This window comes from Thauera sp. 27 (assembly GCF_000310125.2).
GTDB classification, from domain to species: domain Bacteria; phylum Pseudomonadota; class Gammaproteobacteria; order Burkholderiales; family Rhodocyclaceae; genus Thauera; species Thauera mechernichensis.
In genome coordinates, this window is record NZ_AMXB01000034.1 from 16,534 (window position 1) to 42,635 (window position 26,102).

Genomic DNA, 26,102 nt, shown 5'->3' on the forward strand with positions numbered 1-26,102 from the left:
TACGGTCACGACGTGAAAAAATACTTCATCACCGGGCTGCTGATCTGGATCCCGCTAGCAATCACCTTCATGGTGCTGGCCTGGATCGTCAGCACCCTCGACGCAATCCTGCTCTGGCTGCCCAACGGCTTCCAGCCGCGCGACTACATGGGCTTCGACGTCCCCGGCGTCGGCGTGGTCGCAAGCCTGCTGATCGTGTTCCTCACCGGACTGGTGGCTGCCAACGTGCTCGGCCAGAAGCTGGTCAAGCTGTGGGAGGCGCTGCTCGCCCGCATCCCGGTGGTGAAGTCGATCTACTACAGCGTCAAACAAGTCTCCGATACCCTGTTTTCCAGCAGCGGCCAGGCCTTCCGCAAGGCCTTGCTGGTGCAGTACCCGCGCCAGGGCGCATGGACGATCGCCTTCCTGACCGGCCAGCCCGGCGGCGATGCGGCCAGGCACCTGGTCGGAGACTACGTCAGCGTCTATGTTCCAACCACGCCCAACCCGACTTCGGGCTTCTTCCTGATGATGCCGCGCGCCGACGTCATCGAGCTCGACATGAGCGTGGATGAAGCGCTCAAGTACATCATCTCCATGGGGGTGGTCGCACCGCCGCCGCGCAGGCCGCAGGCGCGTGCCGCCCTGCTCAACGAATGATGAGCGCGGGATAGGCCCGGAACCCCCCGAAGCGAACACAAGCCATTGAATCGAAGCGGCGCCCTGCGCCGCACAACCTGCCCGGAATCTTCACATGCGAACTCACTACTGCGGCAAAGTCACCGCTGCCGAACTCGACCAGATCGTCACCATCTGCGGTTGGGTGCATCGCCGCCGCGACCACGGCGGCGTGATCTTCATCGACCTGCGCGACCGCGAGGGCCTGGTTCAGGTCGTGTGCGACCCCGACCGCGCCGACATGTTCAAGACTGCCGAATCGGTGCGCAGCGAGTTCGTCCTCAAGATGAGCGGCAAGGTGCGTCGCCGCCCGGCCGGCACCGAGAACGCCAACCTCACTTCGGGCGAGATCGAGGTGCTGTGCCACGACATCGAGGTGCTCAACGCCGCGGCCACGCCGCCCTTCCAGGTCGATGACGACAACCTGTCCGAAACGGTGCGCCTGACCAACCGCGTCATCGACCTGCGCCGCCCGCAGATGCAGAAGAACCTGATGCTGCGCTACAAGACCACGATGGCCTTCCGCCGCTTCCTCGACGCAGCCGGCTTCATCGACGTCGAGACGCCGATGCTCACCAAGAGCACGCCGGAAGGCGCACGCGACTACCTGGTACCGTCGCGGGTGCACCCGGGCCAGTTCTTCGCCCTGCCGCAGTCGCCGCAGCTCTTCAAGCAGTTGCTGATGGTGGCCGGTTACGACCGCTACTACCAGATCGTCAAGTGCTTCCGCGACGAGGACCTGCGCGCCGACCGCCAGCCCGAGTTCACCCAGGTCGACCTCGAGACGTCCTTCATGGACGAGCACGAGATCACCGCCCTGGTAGAAGAGATGATCCGCTTCGTGTTCAAGGAAGCGATGGCGGTCGAGCTGCCCGCGCCCTTCCCGCGCATGACCTATGCCGAGGCGATGCGCCGTTACGGCTCCGACAAGCCCGACCTGCGCGTGACGCTGGAACTCACCGACGTCACCGACGCGGTGCAGGACGTCGCCTTCAAGGTCTTCAGCGGCCCCGCCACCTCGGGCGGCCGCGTGGCGGCCATGCGTGTTCCCGGCGGCAACAGCCTCACCCGCGGCGAAATCGACGAGTACACCAAGTTCGTCGGCATCTACGGCGCCCGCGGCCTGGCCTACATCAAGGTCAACGACGTCACCCAGCCCAACGAGCAGGGCCTGCAGTCGCCGATCGTCAAGAACCTGCACGAGACCGCGCTGCGTACCATCCTCGAGCGCACCGGTGCGCAGTCGGGCGACCTCATCTTCTTTGGCGCCGACAAGACCAAGGTGGTCAACGACGCCATGGGTGCGCTGCGCATCAAGCTCGGCCACGAGAAGGCTTATGTGACGGGCGAAGCCTGGTGCCCGCTGTGGGTGGTCGACTTCCCGATGTTCGAGTACGACGAGGACGACAAGCGCTGGACCGCCTGCCACCACCCCTTCACCAGCCCGAAGGACGAGCACATCGACCTGCTCGAGTCCAACCCTGGAGAGTGCCTGGCCAAGGCCTACGACCTCGCGTTGAACGGCTGGGAAATCGGCGGTGGCTCGGTGCGTATCCACCGCGCCGACGTGCAGGCGCGCGTGTTCGAGGCGCTCAACATCGGCGCCGAGGAGCAGCAGGCCAAATTCGGCTTTCTGCTCGACGCGCTCAAGTACGGCGCGCCCCCGCACGGCGGGCTGGCCTTCGGCCTCGACCGCATCGTCACCATGATGACCGGCGCCGAATCCATCCGTGACGTGATCGCCTTCCCCAAGACCCAGCGCGCCCAGTGCCTGCTCACCGACGCGCCGAGCGGCGTGGACGAGAAGCAGCTGCGCGAACTGCACATCCGCCTGCGCCAGAAGGTGCAGACCGATGTCGAGATCGGCCGCGACTGAGACGACAGGCCGCAACAGCACCACCGGAAGCCCCTGCGGCGAGGAAGTCCCCGATTTCCCGCCGCAGGGGCTTCAGCCTTTGCGTCGGCTGCCGTAATCTATGGTCATTGCACGCTCAATCGTGCCTTTGACCGCGAGACCGAGCACCCCATGCTGCTGCCCCACGAGATCGATGTTCTCGTTGTCGAGAGCCAGGCGACGATGCGCACGCAGCTGCGCACGATGCTGAACTCCATTGGCGTCGAATCACCGCAGTTCGCCGTGTCGGCGACGATGGCGATGCGCAAGCTGCGCGAGCAGCGCTTCGACCTCATCCTGTGCGAGTACAACCTGGGCGATGGCCAGGATGGTCAGCACCTGCTCGAAGACCTGCGCCAGCACGAGATCATCCCGCTCGACACCTTGTTCGTGATGATCACCGGCGAGCGCAACTACGAGCGCGTCACAAGCGCCTGCGAGCTGCTACCCAACGACTACATCCTCAAGCCGCTGACCGCGGAGACGCTTCGCGTGCGGCTGCTGCGCGCACTCGAAAAACGCGATGCCTTCCTGCCCGCGTGGCAACTGATGCGTATCGGCGACCCGGTGGGCGCAATCGAATACTGCCGCATCGCGCGCGACGAACATCCGACGCTTCTGGTGGATTTCATGCGGCTGGAGGCAGAACTGCACGCCAGCATCGGCCAGGTCGCGGAGGCCGAATCGCGCTACCGCGAGATCCTGTCCGCACGCAGCATCCCCTGGGCGGTGCTCGGCCTCGCCCGCATGCTGCTGCTCAGGAAGGCCTACATCGAGGCCGAGCACGTGCTCGACGAGGTTCTCGCCCGTCACGAGCGCTTCATCGAGGCCTACGAACTGCTCGCGCGCCTCTACGAGGAAACCGGCCGTCCGGAACAAGCCTGCACGACCCTCGAGAAGGCGACCAGCCTGTCGCCCTACCGCAGCCGCCGCCTGCGCCAGTTGGGTACCCTTGCACTATCGACCGGTGATGCGGCAAGCGCGGAGCGCAACCTGGCCGAGGTCGTTCAGCGCGGCAAGTACTCGGAGTTCCGCGACCCCGAGGATCACATCCGCCTGCTCCAGGCCCAGCTCGCACAGCAGAAGGTGGATGATGCTCGCAGCACGCTGAGCGACCTCGAACGCAACATGGGCAGGCAGGCCAAGGGCGAGCTGTGCGCCGCCGTTGGCAACGCCCTGCTGCACGCGCATCAGCAGGACAAGGCCGCCGCCCGCCAGGCGATGGTCAGCGCCCTGCGCCACGGCGACCGTATTCGCGAGCTGTCGGTCGGATTGCGCCAGGACCTGATCAGTTCCTGCCTCGACCAGCAGCTCGACGACCAGGGCAGCGCCCTGCTCGCCGACCTGATGCGCACCTCGGCCGACGATCGCACGCTCGAGACGACGCGCGCGGCCTTGAAGGCACGTGGCCTCGACCAGCTCTCCCGTGAAATCGAGGCTCAGATCCAGGCCGAGGTGAAGTCGCTTGTCACCACGGGCGCAGAAAAAGCCCACGCGGGTGATTACGAAGGCGCGGTGAGCGAGATGATGAACGCCGCCCGCAAGATGCCGGGCAATCCGCATGTGCTGTTCAATGCCGCCCTCGCGCTACTGCGCCACATCGAGCACCGCGGCTGGAATGATGCATTCGCCGTCCAGGCCCGCAACCTCATTCAGCGTGCCCAGCGCCTGTCCCCCGCGAATCCGCGCCTGGCGGCCATCACCGCCTTCATGCACGAACTGATCAAGCGCTACGGCATCCGCCCCGAGCGCGTGATGCAGAAGACGCGCACCGCCTGACCCCCTTTTCTTTGCCCCTTTCCTTACCCCTTTTGCTGCCCCATCAGGTAACCCGGATGCTGATTCGTCGCTTGCTCCTGCTGCTTGGCCTGCTCGGCCTGCTCACCGCCTGCTCACCCGCCGACTCTCGCAGCACCCTGCCCTCGCACGCAGGACTGCCAGCGGAGGCAATCGAGACGCTTGCCCTGATTCAGCGCGGCGGCCCCTTCCCGTATCGCAAGGATGGCACCACCTTCCAGAATCGCGAGCGCCTGCTCCCCATCAAGCCACGCGGCTACTATCGCGAATACACGGTCCCCACGCCCGGCGCACGCGATCGCGGCGCGCGCCGCATCGTCACCGGCGGCGATCCACCCGAAGTGTTCTACTACACCGCCGACCACTACCGCAGTTTCCGCCAGATCGAAGCACTGCCATGACAGCCGACGCCCCACGCTTCAACGCCGCCGATGCGGCCCTCGAATGCCGCATCGACCTCAACGACTGCAGGGACAAGGCAACGCTGCTCGCACGCCTCGCCAGCGCGCTGCAGTTCCCGGACTGGTTCGGTCACAACTGGGATGCACTGGCAGATTGCCTGACCGACCTTTCATGGTTGCCGGCACCCGGCTATCGAATCATCCTCACCCACGCCGAGGCACTGCGTGCGGCCGACCCCGAAACGCTGGCGACCGCGGTGGAGGTCCTCGACACCGCCGCCGCGTGGTGGGCCGAAGAAGGCATCACCTTCGAAGTGGTGTTCAGCGATCTTGCGCCGGAGTCGCCGCCGCCCCACCCTGCAGCGCCCGCTTCTGATCGATGAGCTCAGCAAGGCAACGCGGGCAGTAGCACCCCAAGGCCGGATCAACGGAGCCCACAGAAGGCACCGCGAATGCCGACGGAAAGGCTGCACACCAGCATGCAGCCTCGCCCGCCTGCATGCCGCAGGTGAACGTCGCAGCGCAGCGCGGACAGCGGTTGGTCGAAAGTGCAGGCTTTGAATTCATGCTCGAAGCGCCTTTGGATAGTGGCTTGCAACTGGGGGACTCGCCGGTCTTGAAATGCGATCGCGAGCACCTATATTCGTGTTGAGGCCGGGATCGACCGGCAAACATCGAACACAGGAGATCGCGCCATGAGCAACAACCTCACCCGCCGTCCCGACCCGCTGGAGGACTTCTTCCGTGGCTTCTTCGTTCGCCCGGTCGACTTCGGCGGCAGCAACGTCGCCAACGTGAGTGCCGACGCCCCGCAGATGCGGGTCGACGTCCGGGAGAACACCGACGCCTACGAGGTCCATGCCGAACTGCCGGGAATGAAGAAGGAAGACATCCACGTTCATATCGACGGCCCTGTGGTGTCGATCAGTGCCGAGCGCAAGCAGGAGAAGGAAGTCAAGGACGGCGAGAAGGTGCTGCGCACCGAACGCTACTTCGGCAAGGTCTCGCGCAGCTTCCAGCTTGGCCAGGAGATCGACGAAGCCAAGGCTTCGGCCCGGTTCAACGATGGTGTGCTCGAACTCAAGCTGCCGAAGAAGGCCGAGGCGCAGGCCAAGCGGCTGACCATCGACTGAGTATCGCGGCGTCTCGCGTAAGGTAACGGCGGCCAAGGCCGCCGTTTTTCTTGCTGACCTGGAAGCGAGCGCTTACTTGCTCTTGATCATCGTGCCGACGCCGTGGTCGGTCAGGATCTCGAGCAACAGGCAATGCTCCACGCGGCCGTCGATGATGTGCACCGACTTCACGCCGTTGCGCGCCGCATCCAGCGCCGAACCGATCTTTGGCAACATGCCGCCCGACAGCGTACCGTCGGCCACCAGATCGTCGATCTGGCGCGGCGTCAGCCCGGTGAGCAAGTTGCCCGCCTTGTCGAGCACGCCGGGGGTGTTGGTGAGCAGCACCAGCTTCTCCGCCTTGAGGATCTCGGCCAGCTTGCCCGCGACCACGTCAGCGTTGATGTTGTAGGTCTCGCCCTCCTCACCGACACCGATCGGCGCGATGACGGGGATGAAGTCGCCCTGGTCCAGGAAGGCGATGAGGCTGGGATCGATGCCGGTGATCTCACCCACCTGGCCTACATCGATCAGGTCTCCCTCGGGCGCATCCTTCTTCTGCATCAGCAGCTTCTTGGCACGGATGAAGCCGGCGTCCTTGCCAGTCAGGCCCACAGCCTTGCCACCGTGCTTGTTGATCAGGTTCACGATCTCCTTGTTGACCTGACCGCCCAACACCATCTCCACCACTTCCATGGTCTCGGCATCGGTCACGCGCATGCCCTGGATGAACTCGCCCTTCTTGCCGACACGGGCAAGCAGGTTCTCGATCTGCGGGCCGCCCCCGTGCACCACGACCGGGTTCAGACCGACCAGCTTGAGCAACACGACGTCGCGCGCGAAGCAGTCCTTGAGGTGAGGGTCGGTCATCGCGTTGCCACCGTACTTGATGACGATGGTCTTGTCGAAGAAGCGCTTGATGTAGGGCAGGGCCTCGGCCAGGATCTCGGCCTTGCGGGCGGGGGTTACGTCTTGCTGGAGGGCGGTCTGGGTCATCGGGAAACTCCTTGAGCGAACAGCCGGATTCTAGTGGCCCGCCGTGCGAACCGAAAGCAGCACGTAACCGCAGTGCACAAATCGAGTCGCCACGCCCCTCCGCATACCCTGAAGTAATCGACAAATTGAAATCATTTAATTGGAGCTATTAACGCAGCAATTCCATACTGATTCTGTGTGGGGCGTTCACCGCCTCGTGGAGGAGCCCGATCATGGTCGACAAAGTTGCCCGCCTGCATTTCCAGCCTGCCAGCCCGGCCGGCGCGTTGCGCGCGCTCAGTGGCTGGCTCATCGCCCTCACCGGCCTTGCCCTGATCGTCGCCCAGTTCGTGCGCAGCATCGAAGGCTTCGAACTCCCGGTGTCCGGTGCCGTCTCCGGTGGCGCGATGGCCGCAGCCGCCACTGCGCTCGGCGCCGCACCGCTGCTGGTGGTGCGGCGCATCGGCGCCAGCGTGCAGGGCATCCTGCTTGGCTTCGGGGCTGGTGTGATGCTTGCGGCCAGTATCTTCTCGTTGCTGCTGCCTGCCTTCGAGGCTGCCCAGGCGCAAACCGGGTCGGCGCTCAGCGCCATCACCCTGGTCGCGTTCGGCGTGCTGCTCGGCGCTGGCGGGCTGCTGGCGATGGACCGCGCCCTGCCCCACACCCATGCCCCCGAAGGCCGCCGCAGCGCCGGCGCGGTGTGGCTGTTCGTGTTCGCGATCGCGGTGCACAACGTCCCCGAGGGCATGGCCATCGGCGTGGCCGCAGGCCTCAATGGCAGTGGAGTCGGTTCGGGCGACGCAGTGGCCGCAGGGATCTCGTTGCAGAACGTCCCCGAAGGTCTGATCGTGGCAATCGCCCTGGTCTCGGCCGGCTACAGCCGCTGGCTGGCTTTCGGCGTCGCCGCGATGTCCGGGCTGATCGAGCCGATTGCTGCCATCGCCGGCTCGATGATGGTGTCGGTGTCGGCGATGATCCTGCCTTGGGGGCTGGCAGGCGCAGCAGGTGCGATGCTGTTCGTGGTCAGCCACGAGATCATCCCGGAGTCGCACCGCCGTGGCCATGAGACACTCGCCACGGCCGGGCTGATGGTGGGCTTCGTGCTGATGATGGTGATGGACACGCTGCTCGGCTGAGCACGGGCACGAAAAAACGAAGGGCGCCGCAATGGGCGCCCTTCGTCATTCAGGAATGAGGGTGGCGAGCCTGACCCCCGGCACTTGCAGGAAACGGCTGTGGCTGCTGCCTTCCGGCCCTGACCAGGTTCACCGCGCTGCAATGCGGGGAGACCCGCCACGGCTGGCATTGTAGCAGCACAACGCCGCGCCGGGCGACCGCCAATGTACGGCAGCGAGATTCTCCCCGGCTGAACAGCTCGCGGCTCACGCCGCTCCTACAGCACCTCGCCTCGCGCTTACCCCGGTGGGAGCGGCGCGAGCCGCGAGGGTCTGAAGGCGGCACGCGCCGCGGGGGGCGCTAGGGGAAGCTCGCCACAGGCGTCGTCAGCCCTTGAGCTCGGGGAAGTCCTCTTCGAAGAACTCCAGCTCGCCGCGAGCCGCCTCGCCACGCGCCTCTTCGGCCTTGCGCAACTCCACACGGCGGATCTTGCCCGAGATGGTCTTGGGCAGGTCGGCGAAGGACAGGCGGCGGATGCGCTTGTACGGGGCCAGGCGTTCGCGGGTGAAGGCGAAGATATCCTTGGCGAGCTCCTTGCTGGGCTCCTGGCCGGCGACCAGGATCACGAAGGCCTTGGGCACAGCCAGGCGCACCGGATCCGGGCTCGGCACCACTGCGGCTTCGGCCACCGCCGGGTGCTCGATGAGCACGCTCTCGAGTTCAAAGGGGCTGATGCGGTAATCAGAGGCCTTGAACACATCGTCTGCGCGACCGACGTAGGTGATGTAGCCTTCCTCGTCGATGCTGGCAACGTCGCCGGTGCGGTAGTGGCCGTCTCGCATGACCTCGGCGGTCTTGGCCGGATCACCCGAGTAGCCGACCATCAGGCCGACCGGACGATGCTCGCCCATCACCAGCGAGACCTCGCCCTCGACCGAAGGCTTGCTGTCGGCGTCGAGCAGGGCAATCCTGTAGCCGGGCAGCGGGCGGCCCATGGAGCCAGGCTTGAGCGGCTGGTCGGGCGTGTTGCCGATCTGCGCGGTGGTCTCGGTCTGGCCGAAGCCGTCGCGGATGGTGATGCCCCAGGCCTTCTTCACCTGCTCGATCACTTCGGGGTTGAGCGGCTCGCCGGCGCCGATGAGTTCGCGCAGCTTGGTCTTCACCGCGGCCAGATCCTGCTGGATCAGCATGCGCCATACGGTCGGGGGCGCACACATGGTGGTGACTTCGTACTTCACCAGCACGTCGAGCAGGGCCTTGGCGTTGAAGCGGTTGTAGTTGTACAGGAACACGCAGGCACCAGCGTTCCAGGGCGCGAAGAAGCAGCTCCAGGCGTGCTTGGCCCAGCCCGGCGAGGAGATGTTCATGTGACGGTCGTTGGGCTTCAGGCCGATCCAGTACATCGTCGACAGGTGGCCGACCGGGTAGGACTGGTGGGTATGCAGCACCAGCTTGGGCTTGGAGGTGGTACCCGAGGTGAAGTAAAGCAGCAGCGGGTCGTCGACGCGGGTCACGCCGTCCGGGGTGAACTGGTCGGATTCGGCCGCGGCCTCTTCGAAGGCCTTCCAGCCAGCGGGCGCGCCGCCCACTGCGATGCGGCCAAAGGCGCCAGGGAGATTCTCGAACTTGTCGGTGTGCGCCTTGCCGATCACCACATGCTTGACCTGGCCGCGCTCGACGCGGTCCACCAGGTCATCCGGGGTCAGCAGCGTGGTCGCCGGGATCACCACTGCCCCGAGCTTGATCGCGGCGAGCATGGTTTCCCACAGCGGCACTTCGTTGCCGAGCATGATTAGGATGCGCTCGCCGCGCTTGACGCCCTGCTTGCGCAGCCAGTTGGCGACGCGGTTCGAGCGCGCCGACATCTCGGCAAACGACAGCCTGGCCTCGCTGCCGTCCTCTTCGATGATCCACAGTGCCGGGCTGTCGTTACCCTTGGCCATGGTGTCGAAGTAGTCCAGCGCCCAGTTGAACTCCTTGAGTTGCGGCCACTTGAAGCCGGCATAGGCGGTGGCGTAGTCGCTGCGATGCTGCAGCAGGAAGTCGCGTGCAGCCAGGAACTCGGTAACAGCGCTCATGTGCTCTCCTCTCCAGGACGTCATTGAAATCGATATTGCGTGACCGGGGCGGCGTCACCCCCTGCGCCAGGGGCATCCACTGTCGTCACGCCGGCCTCCAGGGCCGGAATTTTACGTTGACGTTAACGTAATGCAACGACCGAGATCAAATCGCGCCCGGATTTCTGCCCTCCACCGCAAGCGGCCGTATCCACGGCACGCGCACGAGAGCCGAGTTATCTTCGGCTGCCGCAGCAGAGTCGCTATACTCGCATGGTTTGCCCACTCGAGCGGAGCGCCCATGTCCGTCACACCTGGCCCCCATCGCGCACCTCATCCAGGCCTGGAGGCGCGCTATGGCAGCACAGCATGCCCTGCCGCCGACGCGCTGAACCCATTCATCGAGCAGCTCCTGTCGCATCGGTCGGTGCGCGCCTATCTGCCCGACCCGGTCAGCGAGGCGGAACTTGCCGCCATCATCGCCGCGGCGCAATCGGCCGCGAGTTCGTCCAACCTCAACCTGTGGTCGGTGGTGGCGGTGCGTGACGCCGACACCCGCGCGCAGCTGGCGCACTGTGCCGGCGACCAGGTTCATGTCCGCGAGGCCCCACTGCAACTGGTGTGGCTGGCGGACCTCGCCCGCCTGAGACACGTTGCCGCCCAGCTCGGACGCCCCTCGGCAGGACTCGACTACACCGAGCTGTTCCTGACCGCGGTGATCGACGCCGCGCTGGCCGCGCAAAACGCGGCGGCTGCTGCCGAGTCGCTCGGTCTGGGCACCGTCTATATCGGCGGCATGCGCAACCAGCCCGAGCAGGTTGCAACGCTGCTCGGGCTACCGAGCGAAGTGTTCGCAGTGTTCGGCATGTGCGTCGGCAGGCCCGACCCCACCAAGCCTGCAGCGGTCAAGCCCCGCCCCGCGCAGTCGGTGGTGCTGCATCACGAACGCTATTGCCAGGACCCGCTGGACGCCGGGGTCGAAGCCTACAACCAGGCGATGGCGCGGTTCTACGAAGCACAACAGATGAAGGTGCATGGCACCTGGGACGTCCATTCCGCCAAGCGCATCGCCGGACCAGAGAGCCTCTCCGGGCGCGACCGCCTGGTCGAGGCCCTGCACGCACTCGGCTTCAAGCTCAAGTAATCCCCCGCCCGCATTCGCCGGAGACCGCCATGCGCAGCCGCAACACTTCCCTGACCACCGACCAGAAGGCCCTCGCAGTCAACCTCGACAAGTACAAGTACGGCTCGATCGTCGAGATCGGCGCCGGCCAGGAGGTGGCGCGCCGCTTCTTCCAGGTCGGCGCGGCTGCGGGCACCATCGCCAAGACCATGTCGGCCTACGACATGGCGGTGAGCGACGACATCTACGGCCATGTCGACCGCTACGTGAGCCGCGCTCGCCTGCTGCAGATGCTGGACAAGGAGTTCACCCAGGTCGTCGCCCGCCTCGCCCACGTGCGCGCCAAGAACACCACCTTCTTCGCTTATGCGGCCACCGTCACCGCGCGCAGCTTCAAGCAGAAGAACGAATGCCACGGCTGGGTCGGCATCCGCCTTCAGCTGCACCCGGGCGCCGAGCCGAGCGACGTGATCATGCACGTGCGCATGCTCGACAACGACAACGCGCTGCAGTCGGAAGCGCTCGGCATCCTTGGCGTCAATCTCATCCACGGCGCCTTCTTCCACCACCAGAGTCCGGAGTGGATCGTCGAGGGTCTGGCCGACGGGCTCGGCTCCGAGCGCATCGAGGTCGACCTCATCCACTTCTCCGGCCCCTACTTCGAGGAGGTCGAGAACCGCCTGATGAACCTGCACCTGATCCGCAGCTGGCTCACGCGGGCGGTGGTGTTCAACCCGCAGGGCGAGGTGGTGGTGCCGGGCGAGCTCTTCTACCGCAAGCCCGTGATGGTGATGCGCGGCAGCTTCAAGCCGGTGACCTACGTCAACGTGGACATGATGAGCGCCGGCCTGCGCCAGTTCAGCCAGCTCGCCGCGGTGGACGAGAACGAGATCCTGTCGCTGGCGGAAGTGACGATGAACTCGCTGATCAGCGGCGATAACGTTGACGGTGCCGACTTCCTCGCCCGCATCGACCTGCTCGCCTCGCAGGGCTACACGGTGATGATCTCCGACTACGTGCGCTTCTTCCGCCTGCGCGCCTACCTGCGACGCTACACGCAGAAGCCGATCGGCATCGTGCTGTCCGTGCGCGACTTCCAGTTCCTGTTCGATGAGAAGTACTACGAAGGTCTCGAGGGCGGCATCCTGGAGGCCTTCGGCAAGCTCTTCCCTGACAACACCCACGTGTACGTTTACCCCTCGCGTCCGCGCGGCACCGACGCCGCCGCCACCGTCACCCTCGACAACGTGCAGGTACCGGAGAACCTGCGCCACCTGCTGGCCTACCTGAAGGCGAACGACAAGCTGGTGGCCGTGCAGCCGCGTGACGACAGCCATCTCCACATCGATATCGCCGAGGTACTCACCGGCCTGCGCCGCGGTCGCGGCGAGTGGGAAGCCGATGTGCCCGAGGGCGTTGCAAAACGCATCATCGAATCGCGACTGCTGGGCTACGACACCGAATAGCCCGACGGCCGCGCGCACGCCAACCGCGCTGCGCGCTTGCGGAACTTTCGCGACAACGGCATGCTCTTTATTGCGCCGCAACATCAACACCGCGCCCCAACGGGCTAACTCGCGAGCAAGCGCATGAGCCTCAATCCCCCCGTCCAAATGCAGATCGACCGCCCCCACGCCCTCGAAGCCGATGCCGTCCTCGACCAGCTCGGCGCCAGAGGCAAGGGCCTGAGCAACGCGGAGGCGGCCCGCCGCCTCGCCGAGGTCGGTCCCAACCGCCTGCCCCAGCCACCCAAGGACGGGCTGCTCAAGCGCTTCTTCAAGCACTTCCACGACATCCTCATCTACATCCTGATCGCCGCAGCCGGCATCACCGCGCTGCTCGGGCACTGGATCGACACCGGCGTCATCCTCGGCGTGGTGGTCATCAACGCCATCATCGGCTTCATCCAGGAAGGCAAGGCCGAGGAAGCCCTCGAAGGCATCCGCAAGATGCTGTCGGTACATGCCCACGCGCGGCGTGACGACCAATGGTCCGAGGTCGAGGCCGACGGCCTGGTGCCGGGCGACATCGTGCGCCTGCGCTCGGGCGACCGCGTACCCGCCGACCTGCGCCTGATCGAGGCCACCAATCTGCGTATCGAGGAGTCCGCCCTCACCGGCGAGTCCGTGCCAGCAGACAAGAATACCGCGCCGGTGGCCGCCGATGCCGGCGTCGGCGACCGTTTCGGCATGGCTTACTCAGGCACCCTGGTGGCCGCCGGACGCGGTATCGGCGTGGTCACCGCCACCGGCCCCAACACCGAACTCGGCCGCATCAACCGCATGATTGCCGAAGTGCAGACCCTGCAGACGCCACTCACCCGGCAGATGGCGCAGTTCAGCAAGGTCCTGTCCGTGGTCATCGTCGCCCTTGCGTTGCTGATGCTGGTGATCGGGGTCAGCCTGCACGACTTCCCGCTGGCCGAGGTCTTCCTGGCCGCGATCGGCTTCGCGGTGGCGGCCATTCCCGAGGGCCTGCCCGCCATCCTCACCATCACGCTCGCCCTCGGCGTGCAGCGCATGGCACAGCGCAACGCCATCACGCGCAAACTCACCGCGGTCGAGACCCTGGGCTCGGTCACCGTGATCTGCTCGGACAAGACCGGCACGCTGACCAAGAACGAGATGACCGCCCGCCACGTCGTCACCCGCGGCGGCTTCTACGACGTCAGCGGCACCGGCTACCGCCCCGAGGGCGAGATCACCCTCGAGGGCCGCGCCGCCAGTATCGACAGCCACGGTCACCTGCACGCCGTGATCGAGGTCGTCGCAGTGGCCAACGACACCCACGTCGCCGAGGAAGACGGCCAGTGGCGGGTTACCGGCGAACCGACCGAAGGCGCGCTGCGCACGCTTTCGCACAAGGCCGGCTTCGACGCCGACACCCACGAGCGCCACGCCAGCATCCCCTTCGAGTCGGCCAACAAGTTCATGGCCACGCTCAACACCACCCCCGCTGGCCAGCGCCGAATCCTGCTCAAGGGCGCACCCGACCGCCTGCTCGAGCGCTGCCACCACGAACTCGGCGCCAGCGGAGAGCTCGAACCGCTCGACCGCAGCTTCTGGGAGGCACAGATCGATGCGCTCAGCGCCGAAGGCCTGCGCGTGCTGGCCGCTGCCGCGCGCGACGTTCCCGACAGCAAGCTCGCGCTGGAGATCGAGGACCTGGAGGAGGACATGGTCTTCCTCGGCCTCATCGGCATCATCGACCCGCCGCGCCCGGAGGCGATCACCGCCATCAAGTCCTGCCACGAGGCCGGCATCCGCGTAAAGATGATCACCGGCGACCATGCCGGCACCGCACGCGCGATCGGCATCGAAATGGGCCTGGGCACGGCCGACAGCCTCAAGGTGATCACCGGCGCCGAGATCGAGGCTGCCAGCGACGAAGCGCTCAAGGCCATCGCCCATGACTGCGACATCTTTGCCCGCACCAGCCCGGAGCACAAGCTGCGCCTGGTCAAGGCCCTGCAGGCGCGCGGCGAGGTGGTGGCGATGACCGGCGACGGCGTCAACGACGCGCCCGCACTCAAGCGCGCCGACGTCGGCGTGGCGATGGGCATCAAGGGCACCGAGGCCACCAAGGAGGCCGCCGAGATCGTGCTCGCCGACGACAATTTTTCCACCATCGAGCGCGCGGTCGAGGAGGGCCGCACGATCTACGACAACCTGCGCAAGGCCATCCTCTTCATCCTGCCCACCAACGGCGCCCAGGGCCTGGTCATGCTCGCCGCGGTGGTGCTTGGCCTCACGCTGCCGCTCACTCCGGTGCAGATCCTGTGGGTGAACATGGTGGTGGCGGTCACCCTGGCGCTCGCGCTCGCCTTCGAGCCGGCCGAGCCCGGCGTCATGCAGCGCCCGCCGCGCAAGCCGGGAGCGCCGATCATGGGCCGGGTGATGCTGTGGCGGGTGGCGATCGTGTCGATTCTGATCGGCGGCGCCACCATCGCCATGTTCGAGGTCGAGCTGATGCTCGACATGGAGCTCGGTGTGGCGCGCACCATGGCGGTCAACACCCTGGTCATCGCGCAGGCCTTCTACCTCTTCAACAGCCGTTTCCTGGTCGCCTCCAGCCTGCGCGCCGAGTTGCTGTTCACCAACCGCGCCGCGCTCATTGCGGTGGGCGTGCTGGTGCTGCTGCAACTGGGCTTCGTGTACCTGCCGTTCATGAACACCTGGTTCGGCACCGCGCCGCTCGAACTGCGCCACTGGCTGGTGCCGCTGGGCATCGGTCTGGTGGTGTTCCTGCTCATCGAGGCGGAGAAGGCCTGGGTCAGGCGGCTCAACGCCCAGGGTTAAGCCACCGCCGGGGGGTACCGGGCCATCGAGTTTGTGACAAGAGTCCAGGCCAATTCGTGAACCTCAGGTGCAGTGTCATCCCTCGTTCCTGAGGGAGAGGAGGAGGTCGGGTCCGGCGACCTTTGCATGCCGGCCCACGCGCTAGTAGAGTCCAAGCGCGCCCACCCTTGCAGAGCACATCATGCCGATCACCCGCAAGCGCGCCGTGTTTGCGGCGGTCTTCGTCGCCCACACGCTCGGCGTCTTGTCCTCCATCGACGCACTGATGTCCACCCGCACCGCACCCGGCGCTGTGGCCTGGATCGTGTCGCTGAGCACCTTCCCTTACGTCACCGTGCCGGCCTACTGGGTTTTCGGGCGGAACCGTTTCAACGGCTACGTGATCGGCCGTCGCGAGGACGACAGCCTGCTCTACCGTGAGCTCGCGCAGAAGATGTCACACGTGGGACAGTACGCAATCACGCCGCCCGACGCCCAGCAGCAACTGCAGGCCATGGAGCGTCTGGCCAAGCTGCCACTGCTCGGCGGCAACGAAGCCGAGTTGCTGATCGACGGAGAGGCCGCGTTCGCCAGCATGTTCGCCGGCATCGATGCAGCCGAGCGTTATCTGCTGGTGCAGTTCTACATCGTGCGCGACGACGCCCTCGGCCGCGAACTCAAGCGCCGCCTCGAAGCCCGAGCGCGTGCGGGAGTGAAGGTGCATTTCCTGTATGACGAGATCGGCAGCTACCGGCTGCCGCGGCGCTATGTGCAGGAGTTGCGGGCCGCGGGTGTCGAGGTGCGCCCCTTCCACTCCACCCAGGGCTCAGGCAATCGCTTTCAGCTCAACTTCCGCAACCACCGCAAGATCATCGTCGCCGACGGCCGCGTGGGCTGGGTAGGCGGCTTCAACGTCGGTGACGAGTACTTGGGTCGCGACCGCCGCATCGGTCCCTGGCGCGACACCCACATGAAGCTCATCGGCCCGGCCGTGTTCAGCCTGCAGCTGTCCTTCCTCGAGGACTGGCACTGGGCGAGCGGCGAAATCCTGGACTTCGACTGGCAACCAGCCACGGCGGCAAACGGTGGCATGCCGGTCCTGATGCTGCCGAGCGGCCCCGCCGACCGCTTCGAGACCGCCAGCCTGATGGTGCAGCATGCGCTCGCATCGGCGCGCCACCGCGCCTGGATCGCCAGCCCCTACTTCGTACCTGACGAATCGGTGCTCAACGCGCTCAAGCTCGCCGCGCTGCGCGGGGTGGACGTTCGCATCCTCATCCCTGAGCGTCCGGATAACATCCTCACCTGGCTCGCGGCCTACGCTTTCGTCGGGCCGCTGCTCGAGGCCGGCGTGCACATCCATCGCTACCAGGCGGGCTTCCTGCATGGCAAGACCATGCTCATTGACGACGGCGCCGCGGCAGTGGGCACGGTCAACCTCGACAACCGCTCCTTCCGCCTCAACTTCGAGATCACCGCCTGGGTGCTGGACGAGGGCTTCGGCCGCGACGTGGCGGCCATGTTCGAGGCGGACTTCGCGCGCTCGCGCGAGATGACGCTGGCCGAGGTGCTCGACCAGCCGTGGTGGTTCCGCGCCGCCTCGCGCGCTGCCCATCTCACCGCACCGGTGCTGTGAGCATGCGCCTGATCTCAGGCACACAGGACCCACAAGACGTGCCGCAGCCCAACTTCGCCTGCAAGGCATCGAGATCGGCGCCGGCGCCGATGGCGGCGGCGATCTCGTTCTCGGACACGTTCAGGCAGTTGCACACGATCCGGCCCCGTCCCGCCGCCGCCGCGGGCGGCACCGACAGCGGCGCCAGCAGCCAGCGCCGCAGCTCGGCGGTGGACTGCGCCTCCACCATCAGTTCGCGCAGCCAGGCGCCCGCCACCGTGTCTCCAGCCAGGCGCACGCCGACCAGGCATTCGTTGTCGATCCGCGCGCGCTTGCTGATGCCCCGCCGCCGATCCTCGAAGCTCAGCACGCAGTCGTCGTCCAACCCGAGCAGGGCATCGAGCTCAGCCAGCCAGGCCGGCGGGATCGGCTGGTCATGCGCGACCCGCATCACGACTGCAGCGGTATCGCGACCGGCAAGCGCGAGCGAGGCATAGGCGAAACGTTCGAGCCACGGCACCACGGACTCGGCTTGCTCGATGGCTGCGCATTCGTCACGCTCGACACGCATCAACAGCATCTGCCAGGGCAGCTCGGCGCGCTCGATGGCAATCGCGCTGTGCTTGAGCTCGGGTTGTCTGGAGAATGGGTCCACGTCGCCACCAACCAGTACGTTGATCCCGCCCGAGTCGAGTACGTTGCGCCCCCAGTGCATGGCCACGAAGGCCTGGCCGCGCCCGACCTCCTCCGACGCATGCGCACGCAGCACCAGTTCGCCGCGCCGGCTCGACACCCGCAGCAGTTCCCCACTGTGCACGCCATACGCCTGCAGGTCGGCGGGGTTGAGATCGATGCGGGCCTCGTCCACATGGCTGTACAGGCGTGCGACCTTGCCCGTGCGGCTCATGCCGTGCCACTGATCGCGCAGGCGGCCGGTGGTGAGGTGCAGCGGATAGCGGGCATCGACCTGCTCCGCCGTGCTCGCCTGCACAGGCACCACGAAACGTGCACGGCCGCTCGCGGTCGGGAAGCGCCCATCGGCATACAGACGCACACTGCCCGCCGCCCCTGCCGCGCGCATCGTGGCCGTGAGCGGCCATTGCTGCGGCCCCGCGCTGTCGAGCAGGGCATAGTCGAGGCCGGTGATGTCGAGATCACGACCTGCGGTGCTCGCCACGTGCTCGGCAAAGATCGCCTCCACGCCGTCATAGGCGAACATGTGCGCCGCGTGCGGCTTGCCGATCAACGGTCCGAGCGCACGTGCGAAGTCGCACACGATGCGCCAGTCGGGCCGCGCCTCGGCGGGCGGCGGCAAGGCCCGCTTCACATGCGTGATGCGGCGCTCGGAATTGGTCACCGTACCCTCCTTCTCGCCCCAGGTCGCCGCCGGCAGCATGAGATCGGCAAAGGCTGCGGTCTCGGTGCTGCGAAACGCCTCCTGCAGCACGACGAAGTCGCAGCACTGCAAGGCCTCGCGCACCCGCTCGAGTTCGGGCATCGACTGCGCCGGATTTGTGCAGGCGATCCACAGCGCCTTGATGCGGCCCTCGCGCACGGCCTGGAACAGCTCCACCGCGGTCAACCCCGGCGTGGCGGGCACGCTGTCGACGCCCCACAGGCGGGCGACCTCCTCGCGATGGGCCGGGTTGGCCAGGTCGCGGTGGGCGGACAGCAGGTTGGCCAGCCCGCCCACCTCGCGCCCGCCCATCGCGTTGGGCTGGCCGGTGAGCGAGAACGGGCCGCAGCCCGGCTTGCCGATCTTGCCTGTGGCGAGCGACAGCGCGATCAGCGCCGCGCCGTTGTGGGTACCGTGGGTGGACTGGTTGAGGCCCTGGCACCACAGCGACAGCGCCGCCGGCGACTGCCCCCACCAGCGCGCAGCGGTGACGATGTCGGCCTCGGCGACGCCGCACACGCCGGCCGCCACAGCCGGCGTGATCGTGTCCACATGCGTGCGCAGCGCATCGAAGCCCTCGGTATGGGCGGCGATGAAAGCGGCGTCGACCAGGCCCTCGCGCAGCAGCACATGCAGCATTGCGTTGTACAGCCAGATGTCGGTGCCAGGCAGGATGGCGAGGTGAAGGTCGGCACTGGCGGCGGTGTCGGTGCGGCGCGGATCGACCACGATCAGCTTCATGTGCGGGCGCGCCTTCCTCGCATCCTCGATGCGACGGAAGGCGACCGGATGGGCGTAGGCCGGATTGGCGCCGGCGATCAGGATGCAGTCGGCGTGGTCGAAGTCCTCGTAGGCGCAGGGCGGGGCATCCGCGCCCAGGGTCTGCTTGTAGGCAGCGACCGCACTCGACATGCACAGCCGCGAGTTGGTATCGACGTTGTTGCTGCCGATCAGGCCCTTCATCGCCTTGTTGAAGACGTAGTAGTCCTCGGTCAGCAACTGGCCGGAGATGTAGAAGGCCACTGCGTCCGGGCCATGGGTGTTGATGACCTCGGCAAAACGGTTCGCCGCGGTGGCGATGGCCTCATCCCAGCCCACGCGCTGGCGTGGCTCGCCGCGCGTGCGCCGCAGCTCCGGGTACAGCAGCCGTGTCTGCGGCCGTGCAGTGAGGTGCAGGGTCGAACCCTTGGTGCACAGGCGGCCGAAGTTGGCCGGATGCGCGGGGTCCCCGCGCACGCCGGTGATGCGTTCGCCGTCGTGCTCGATCAGCACACCGCAGCCGACGCCACAATAGGGACAGGTCGCACGGGTCTGCATCGGAGATGGGGATGGCGACGGGGCTGTGGTCTTCGCTGGCAGATCGGAAGTCATGATGGAGCCTTGTGTTCTAGTGGCGGCTGAGCAGGTACAGCAGCACGACGTTGAGTGCGAGCGATAGCGCGGCGACGATCTTCAGCGCCAGGCGCGGGTTGCGCTCGAGCAAGGGCACGCGGCGGCGGGTGGCAAGCGGACGGCTCGCACCGCGTTCGAGTGCGAGCAGAAACTCCTCGGCGGTCTCGAAGCGATCCTGCGCCTCGCGCGCGCAGGCCTTCAGCAAGACGCTCTCGAGCCACTCGGGGGTGTCGGGGCGGTAACGCGTCGGCGGTACCGGGGCGGCAAAGCGCGGGTGCTGGAAAGGCTCCACCTCGCCATAGGGGTACTTTCGCGTCAGCAGCTCGTAGAGCGTGACACCGCAGGCGTAGAGATCGGAAGACTCGCTTGCCTGAGCGCCGGCAAACAGTTCGGGCGCCATGTAGGACGGAGTGCCCGGGTTGTTGATCTCGGCCAGGTCCTCGGCGTCGGTCGCGGCCACACCGAGGTCGAGCAGGCGCAACTCGCCACTGCGGTCGATATGGACATTGTCGGGCTTGATATCGCGGTGCACGATGCCGAGCCGGTGCAGCACCGCCAACCTGCGCAGCAAGGCACGACCGATGCCGACCAGTTCATGCGCCTCATAGCGGTGCCCACGGGCAAGGCTGGCCTTCAGCGTTTCGCCCTCATGCCAGCTCATCAGGTAGTACAGGTGCGCACGCGCATGGTCGCACACGCGCGGAAAGCCCTTGCCCGGGACACGGCGGGCCAGCCACTCCTCGCGCACCAGAGCGCTCACCGCCTCGTCGTCGTCCGCCTCCGGGCGCAGCGTCTTCAGCACCAGGGCCTCACCGCTGCTCAAGCGCGTGACCCGGTAGAGCAGCGTCACGCGCGATTCGTGCAGCACCTCTTCCACACGCAGGCCGTCGATCGCCTGCCCTGGCTTGAGCCGCGGCGGCAAGGGCAGGCGGTGACTGTCGGCGAGGCGGTCGCGCAGGTTGTCGGCAGGCAGCGCGTCGACATTGGCCACCAGCGCAGTGGCGTTGTCGGTGGCACCGCGGCGCAGCGCACCCTGGGCAAGCGCATCGGCAGCCCGTTGGGCATCCGGCTGCGCCTGCAGTACGGCGGCGATGCCGGCATCGCCGAGCGTGGTCCATACGCCATCTGTCGCCAGCACGAAGCGGTCGCCGGCAGCCAGCTCGCCATCGTCGTGGTCGACCAGCAGGCGTGCCTCCAGACCGATCGCACGGCGCAGCACGTTGTCGAACTCGGGGTGCGCCCAGGTGTGGTCCTCGGTCAGGCGCAGCAGTTCGCCCGCCCGCCAGCGGTAGGCGCGCGAATCGCCCACGTGGGCGACGTGATAGCGCCGACCGCGCAGCACCACCGCCGTCAGCGTGGTTGCCATGCCGGCATACTCGCGCGCCTTCGCCGACTGGCCGAGCAGCCAGCGATTGACCGCACCGAGCACGGTATCGACCGACTTGTCGACGCTCCAGGTCTGCGGCGTCGAAAAGTAGTCGGCGAGCAGGCTGCGCACCGTCTGCTCGGCGGCCTCGCGGCCATGGGCATGACCGCCGACACCGTCGGCCACGGCCAGCAGCATGCCCTTGACCTCGAGCTCCTCGCCTTCGGGCGTGGCAGCGCCGACGAAATCCTCGTTGCGCGGGCGCGGCCCCTGCGCGCTGGCGTGGCCCAGGCTGACCCGCAGGGCGGACCCAGCACGTGCCTGCGGCGACACGCTGCCCGCCACGGCGGGTTGTGTGATTGCATTGAGCGTGTGCACGATGCCTCCGTTACGGATCTGGCGGACGGGCCGGGCTCAGATCTTTGCCGAGGTCAGGTGCGCCGCACCCCAGGTGGTGCGCCAGCGCGTCTTCACTGCAGTCAGGCCGATCAGTGCGAACACGGCAAGCGCGGCGAACACCAGGAAACCGATCTGGTAGCTGCCGGTGACCTGCTTCGAGTAGCCGAGGGATGACGCCAGGTAGAAGCCGCCGACACCGCCCGCCATTCCGACCAGGCCGGTCATGACGCCGATCTCGCGCCGGAAGCGCTGCGGCACGAGCTGGAACACCGCACCGTTGCCCATGCCCAGCGCCAGCATCGCACACACGAACACCACCAGCGCCATCCATGCCTCGGGCAGGCCGATGCTGACGATGGCAAGGAAGATCGCCGCAAACACGTACATCACGCTGAGCGACTTGACCCCGCCGATGCGATCCGCCACGTTGCCGCCAATCGGTCGCACCAGCGAACCGGCAAACACGCAGCCTGCGGTGAAGAAGCCCGCCATCTTCGGGTCCAGCCCATACTGGGTATTGAAGTAGATCACCAGCGAGGACGCGAGGCCGACAAAACCACCGAAAGTGACGGCATAGAAGAACATGAACCACCACGCATCCTTGTCCTTGAGCACCTTCAGGTACTCGGCGAAGGTCTTGGGCGGCGGCGCGTCCGGCGCGTCCTTGGCCATGAAGCAGAAGGCGACGAGCACGATCACCAGCGGGATCAGCGCAATGCCGAAGACGTTGTGCCAGCCGAAGGCCATCGCCAGGCCGGGGGCGAACAGCGCAGCAAAGGCGGTGCCGGAGTTGCCCGCCCCGGCGATGCCCATCGCCGTGCCCTGGTGCTCGGGCGGATACCAGCGCGAAGCCAGCGGCAGCGCGGCAGCAAACGATGCACCGGCGACGCCGAGGAAGATGCCCAGCACCAGCACCTCGGCAAAGGAATGAACGCCTGCGACCCAGGCATAGGCAAGCGCGGCGATGACGATGATCTGGCCGATGATCGCCGCCTTCTTCGGCGACAGGCGATCAACCGCCACGCCCATGACGATGCGCAGCAGCGCCCCGGCCAGCACCGGCGTCGCCACCATCAGGCCCTTCTCGGAGTGGGACAAGCCAAGGTCGGCCGAGATGCCCACCGCCAGCGGGCCAAGCAACACCCACACCATGAAGGCGAGGTCGAAGTACAGGAATGCGGCAATGAGGGTCGGCGTATGGCCGGCCTGCAGGAAGGACTTCTTATCCATTTCGGGCTCCAGAGTTCTTGATCACGCGCCGCTTTGGCGCAATAAACCCCAGCGCATGACTCCGTTGCCCGAAGGCCCGCCCTCGATGGCGGGCCAGACGCTGTTTCAAACACATAAAGCAAGCATCGTGCCAAATATAAAACAGATGCTTTTCAATAGCTTGACGGTTTCATTGACCACGGCTTGCGCACGACTTCGGGGCATCGCCAAGCGTCATCGCGCACAACAACGGTGCATTCACCGCGGTCCGGGCTACGCCATAGCAGCGGCAACAGGACGTCCGAACAGCAGATGATCGCGGAACGCACTGACGTCCTCACCATCCTTCATGAGCTGGAAGTGCCAGGCGCCATCCGCCGTATCGCCATACAGCACCGAACCGACAATACGGTCGTTGCGAAGCACGACTCGCTTGTAGACACCCCCCTGGCGATCGCGCAGCACGATCTCCTCGGTCCCTTCGCCGCCGCTGAAGTCGCCCGCGGAGAACACATCGATACCGGTCACCTTGAGCTTGGTGGAGGTCACCGAGCCGGTGTAACGGCCGACACCCACATTGGCGAGATGGCTGGCACACACCCGAGCCTGCTCGAACAACGGTGCAACCAGGCCATAGGCCACGCCACTATGGGCGACACACTCGCCCACCGCGTAGATGCGCGGGTCGGTGACGGTCTGCAAGGTGTCCGACACGTGGATACCACGCACCGGACCGCTGCCGCAGTACAGGCCGGCAGCTTCGGCGAGCGCGACATTGGGGCGGATGCCGGCTGCGATCACGACCAGGTCGGCAGGGATCTCCGCCCCGTCGGCAAGGCGTAGCGCGCCGACACGCCCCCCCTCGCCGCCATCCTGGGCGGCAGGCAACAGCGCCTCGGTCTGGCATGCGAGCAGGAACTTCATGCCGCGGGCCTCGAGCTCGGCCTGGAGCATGTCGGCAGCGGCCTTGTCGAGTTGGCGCTCCATGATCCAGTCGCCCTTGTGCACGACGGTCACCGCCATGCCGCGCCGCATCAGGCCGTTGGCGGCCTCGAGGCCAAGCACGCCGGCACCGATCACCACCGCATGGCGGTAGCGGCCGGCCGCCGCGATCATCGCCTCGGTATCGGCGATGTCGCGGTAGCCGAGCACCCCCGGCAGCGCGCTGCCCGGAATCGGCGGAATGAAGGGCGTCGAGCCGGTGGCCAGCAGCAGGCGGTCGTAGCGCGCCTCGGTGCCGTCCTCGGCGACCACCTTGCGCCCGACGCGGTCGATCTTCACCACCCGCTTGCCCGCATGCAGCGTCACGCCCCGGTCGCGGTACCAGTCAAGGTCGTTGAGCATGATCTCGGGCAGGTCCATCTCACCTGCAAGCACCGGTGACAGCAGGATGCGGTTGTAATTGCCCTGCGGCTCGGCGCCAAACACCGTGATGTCATAGAGCTCGGGGGCGAGCTTGAGCAACTCCTCGAGCGTGCGCACCCCGGCCATGCCGTTCCCAACCAGGACAAGCTTGATCTTCTCCATGGCCTTGCTCCGCTCAGGCCCGCAGGGCCGCCGCCTCGCGGGTGCCCGCCGCCCCGCGCGCACGGGCGTTGGCAATGGGCTCGACCTTGCGCTGCTTCTCGTAGAGGAAGCTCAGCACCTCGTGGCGGTAGTGGGTGTAGCGTGGATCATCGGCAAGCGCCAGGCGGTCGCGCGGGCGCGGCAGGTCGATGTCGAGCACCTGGCCGATGGTGGCCGAGGGGCCGTTGGTCATCATCACGATACGGTCGGACAGCAGCACCGCCTCGTCCACATCATGGGTGATCATCATCACCGTGTTCTGCAGCTCGGACTGGATGCGCATGACTTCGTCCTGGAGGTGGGCGCGGGTGAGGGCATCGAGCGCGCCGAAAGGTTCGTCCAGCAGCAGCACCTTGGGCTCCATCGCCAGCGCACGGGCAATGCCCACGCGCTGCTTCATGCCGCCGGAGATCTCCGCGGGCAGGCGGTCGAGCGCGTGGCTCATGCTCACCATGTCGAGGTTGTGCAGGATCCAGTCGCGCTGCTCGGCCGCGCTGCGCTTGCCCTTGAAGATCTTCTGCACCGCGATCTCGACGTTCTGATACACCGTCAGCCAGGGCAGCAGCGAGTGGTTCTGGAACACCAGGGCGCGGTCCGGCCCCGGCGAGTTGACCTCGCGGCCATCGACGATGACGCCACCCGAGGTGGCGCGCAGCAGGCCGGCGACGATGTTGAGCACGGTCGACTTGCCGCAGCCGGAATGGCCGATCAGCGAAATGTACTCGCCGCGCTGGACGTCGAGATTGACGTCCCGGAGGACTGGGTTGGTGACGCCGCCACGGCTGAAGTCCATGTCGACGCGGGAGATGCTGAGATAGGGCTGGCTCATGATCATATGCTCCTTAAGCGGGACTGGTGCCACGGGTGACGCGCTTGCCGACCCAGGCGACCATGCGGTCGAGCAGGAAGCCGACGATGCCGACATAGACGAGGGCGAGGATGATGTCGCTGACCAGCGACGAGTTCCACGCATCCCAGATGAAGAAGCCGATGCCCACGCCGCCGATCAGCATCTCGGCGGCGATGATCGCCAGCCAGGACAGGCCGACCCCGATGCGCAGCCCGGAAAAGATGTAGGGCGCGGCCGCCGGCAGCATGATCTTCCAGAAGTACTCGACGCCATTGAGGCGGATGACGCGGGCGACGTTGCGGTAGTCCTCGGGGATGTTCCTGATGCCCACCGAGGTGTTGATGATGATCGGCCAGATCGCGGTGATGAAGATCACGAAGATGGCCGAGGGGTTGCTGTCCTGGAAGCCGGCCAGCGAGATCGGCAGCCAGGCCAGCGGCGGCACCGTGCGCAGCACCTGGAACAGGGGATCGAGCCCGCGCAGCGCCCAGGTCGATTGCCCCACCAGCACGCCCAGGCTCACCCCGGCTACTACCGCGAGCAGGTAACCGTAGGCCACGCGCTCGAGGCTGGCGAGGATCTGCCAGGCCAGGCCGACGTCATTGCCGCCGTTGTCGAAGAAGGGCTGGGTGATGAGCTCCCAGGTCTCGCTGACCACCTGGCTGGGCGCGGGCAGCGCCGCGCCGGGGCGCGAGCACAGCAGCTCCCACACCGCGCACAGCAGGCCGATGACGACCAGCGGCGGCAGGACGTGGTTCATGAAGTGGCTGTAGGCCGCACCGGCGCGCACGCGCAGCATGGAGGGCGGCGCGCTGGCCGGCGCCGGGGCGGCGATGGAATGGGTGTTGTCCATGACGGGCTCCTGTGGATGTCAGGCCTGTGTCCAGGCCCGGTCGGTTC

19 protein-coding genes, 1 other RNA gene and 1 pseudogene are annotated in these 26,102 nt (G+C 66.6%); 11 read left to right on the forward strand and 10 right to left on the reverse strand.

Annotated elements, in window-relative coordinates; all coding sequences use genetic code 11:
• Nucleotides 1-12 precede the first annotated feature (12 nt).
• The 5 genes from B447_RS16590 (at nt 13) to B447_RS16610 (ending at nt 5,132) form a co-directional block, all read left to right on the forward strand.
• The gene (locus tag B447_RS16590) at nt 13-639 is read left to right on the forward strand and encodes a DUF502 domain-containing protein (protein ID WP_002924678.1); all 627 of its coding nucleotides are present in this window, start codon (nt 13-15) and stop codon (nt 637-639) included.
• A gap of 94 nt (nt 640-733) precedes the next feature.
• Nucleotides 734-2,533, forward strand: a complete 1,800-nt coding sequence (gene aspS / locus B447_RS16595; protein ID WP_002942993.1) for an aspartate--tRNA ligase — start codon at nt 734-736, stop codon at nt 2,531-2,533.
• A gap of 150 nt (nt 2,534-2,683) precedes the next feature.
• Complete coding sequence (locus B447_RS16600) at nt 2,684-4,330, forward strand: tetratricopeptide repeat-containing response regulator (protein WP_002942994.1); 1,647 nt, start codon at nt 2,684-2,686, stop codon at nt 4,328-4,330.
• A gap of 56 nt (nt 4,331-4,386) precedes the next feature.
• A complete protein-coding gene (locus tag B447_RS16605; protein WP_002924683.1) occupies nt 4,387-4,749 on the forward strand; it encodes a ribonuclease domain-containing protein in 363 nt (120 codons plus the stop codon).
• Nucleotides 4,746-5,132 carry a barstar family protein gene (locus tag B447_RS16610; RefSeq protein ID WP_002942997.1) on the forward strand — a complete coding sequence of 129 codons (387 nt, stop codon included), beginning with the start codon at nt 4,746-4,748 and terminating at the stop codon, nt 5,130-5,132. Before B447_RS16605 ends, B447_RS16610 begins: the two co-directional genes overlap by 4 nt.
• Here B447_RS16610 and B447_RS22295 read toward each other — a convergent pair.
• Nucleotides 5,071-5,424: a cysteine-rich CWC family protein gene (locus B447_RS22295; protein WP_332306969.1), complete on the reverse strand. Its 354-nt coding sequence runs from the start codon at nt 5,422-5,424 to the stop codon at nt 5,071-5,073. The two genes, B447_RS16610 and B447_RS22295, sit on opposite strands and share 62 nt — an antisense overlap.
• 20 nt (nt 5,425-5,444) lie before the next feature.
• On the opposite strand from B447_RS22295, the gene B447_RS16615 reads away from it, so the two are divergent.
• Complete coding sequence (locus B447_RS16615; protein WP_002924685.1) at nt 5,445-5,882, forward strand: Hsp20/alpha crystallin family protein; 438 nt, start codon at nt 5,445-5,447, stop codon at nt 5,880-5,882.
• A gap of 72 nt (nt 5,883-5,954) precedes the next feature.
• Here the strand turns inward: B447_RS16615 and argB are convergent, their stop codons facing one another.
• The gene (gene argB, locus B447_RS16620) at nt 5,955-6,857 is read right to left on the reverse strand and encodes an acetylglutamate kinase (RefSeq protein ID WP_002924686.1); all 903 of its coding nucleotides are present in this window, start codon (nt 6,855-6,857) and stop codon (nt 5,955-5,957) included.
• Nucleotides 6,858-7,069: 212 nt separating this feature from the next.
• On the opposite strand from argB, the gene B447_RS16625 reads away from it, so the two are divergent.
• Nucleotides 7,070-7,972, forward strand: coding sequence for a ZIP family metal transporter (locus B447_RS16625; RefSeq protein ID WP_002943001.1), 903 nt, complete (start codon nt 7,070-7,072; stop codon nt 7,970-7,972).
• Between the two features lie 60 nt (nt 7,973-8,032).
• Here B447_RS16625 and ffs read toward each other — a convergent pair.
• Both ffs and B447_RS16630 read right to left on the reverse strand, forming a co-directional pair.
• Nucleotides 8,033-8,131, reverse strand: an RNA gene (gene ffs / locus B447_RS22300) — signal recognition particle sRNA small type.
• 207 nt (nt 8,132-8,338) lie between these two features.
• Nucleotides 8,339-10,030, reverse strand: coding sequence for an AMP-binding protein (locus tag B447_RS16630; protein ID WP_002943002.1), 1,692 nt, complete (start codon nt 10,028-10,030; stop codon nt 8,339-8,341).
• A gap of 280 nt (nt 10,031-10,310) precedes the next feature.
• Here B447_RS16630 and B447_RS16635 point away from each other — a divergent pair, with 280 nt between their 5' ends.
• The 4 genes from B447_RS16635 to cls all read left to right on the forward strand — a co-directional run bounded on the left by B447_RS16635 (nt 10,311) and on the right by cls (nt 17,045).
• Nucleotides 10,311-11,153 carry a nitroreductase family protein gene (locus tag B447_RS16635; protein ID WP_002943004.1) on the forward strand — a complete coding sequence of 281 codons (843 nt, stop codon included), beginning with the start codon at nt 10,311-10,313 and terminating at the stop codon, nt 11,151-11,153.
• Nucleotides 11,154-11,182: 29 nt separating this feature from the next.
• On the forward strand, nt 11,183-12,598 hold the full coding sequence (locus tag B447_RS16640) for a hypothetical protein (RefSeq protein ID WP_002943005.1): 1,416 nt from the start codon (nt 11,183-11,185) through the stop codon (nt 12,596-12,598).
• Nucleotides 12,599-12,721: 123 nt separating this feature from the next.
• Nucleotides 12,722-15,430, forward strand: a complete 2,709-nt coding sequence (locus B447_RS16645; protein ID WP_037983037.1) for a cation-transporting P-type ATPase — start codon at nt 12,722-12,724, stop codon at nt 15,428-15,430.
• Nucleotides 15,431-15,611: 181 nt separating this feature from the next.
• The gene (gene cls / locus B447_RS16650) at nt 15,612-17,045 is read left to right on the forward strand and encodes a cardiolipin synthase (protein ID WP_002943007.1); all 1,434 of its coding nucleotides are present in this window, start codon (nt 15,612-15,614) and stop codon (nt 17,043-17,045) included.
• On the opposite strand, the gene B447_RS16655 is transcribed toward cls, so the two are convergent.
• The 6 genes and pseudogenes from B447_RS16655 to ntrB all read right to left on the reverse strand — a co-directional run bounded on the left by B447_RS16655 (nt 17,026) and on the right by ntrB (nt 26,055).
• Nucleotides 17,026-19,737 carry a nitrate reductase gene (locus B447_RS16655; protein ID WP_083491488.1) on the reverse strand — a complete coding sequence of 904 codons (2,712 nt, stop codon included), beginning with the start codon at nt 19,735-19,737 and terminating at the stop codon, nt 17,026-17,028. The two genes, cls and B447_RS16655, sit on opposite strands and share 20 nt — an antisense overlap.
• A gap of 70 nt (nt 19,738-19,807) precedes the next feature.
• Nucleotides 19,808-21,556: a bifunctional protein-serine/threonine kinase/phosphatase gene (locus B447_RS16660; protein ID WP_002943009.1), complete on the reverse strand. Its 1,749-nt coding sequence runs from the start codon at nt 21,554-21,556 to the stop codon at nt 19,808-19,810.
• A 36-nt stretch (nt 21,557-21,592) separates the two neighbouring features.
• Nucleotides 21,593-22,807 (reverse strand): nitrate/nitrite transporter, encoded by a 1,215-nt coding sequence (locus tag B447_RS16665; protein ID WP_002943011.1) that lies wholly within the window; start codon nt 22,805-22,807, stop codon nt 21,593-21,595.
• A 276-nt stretch (nt 22,808-23,083) separates the two neighbouring features.
• Nucleotides 23,084-24,313, reverse strand: a pseudogene (locus B447_RS16670) (NAD(P)/FAD-dependent oxidoreductase); the annotation flags it as partial.
• 13 nt (nt 24,314-24,326) lie between these two features.
• A complete protein-coding gene (locus B447_RS16675; protein WP_002943013.1) occupies nt 24,327-25,187 on the reverse strand; it encodes an ABC transporter ATP-binding protein in 861 nt (286 codons plus the stop codon).
• 7 nt (nt 25,188-25,194) lie between these two features.
• Nucleotides 25,195-26,055, reverse strand: a complete 861-nt coding sequence (gene ntrB / locus B447_RS16680; RefSeq protein WP_002924725.1) for a nitrate ABC transporter permease — start codon at nt 26,053-26,055, stop codon at nt 25,195-25,197.
• Between the last annotated feature and the right edge of the window lie 47 nt (nt 26,056-26,102).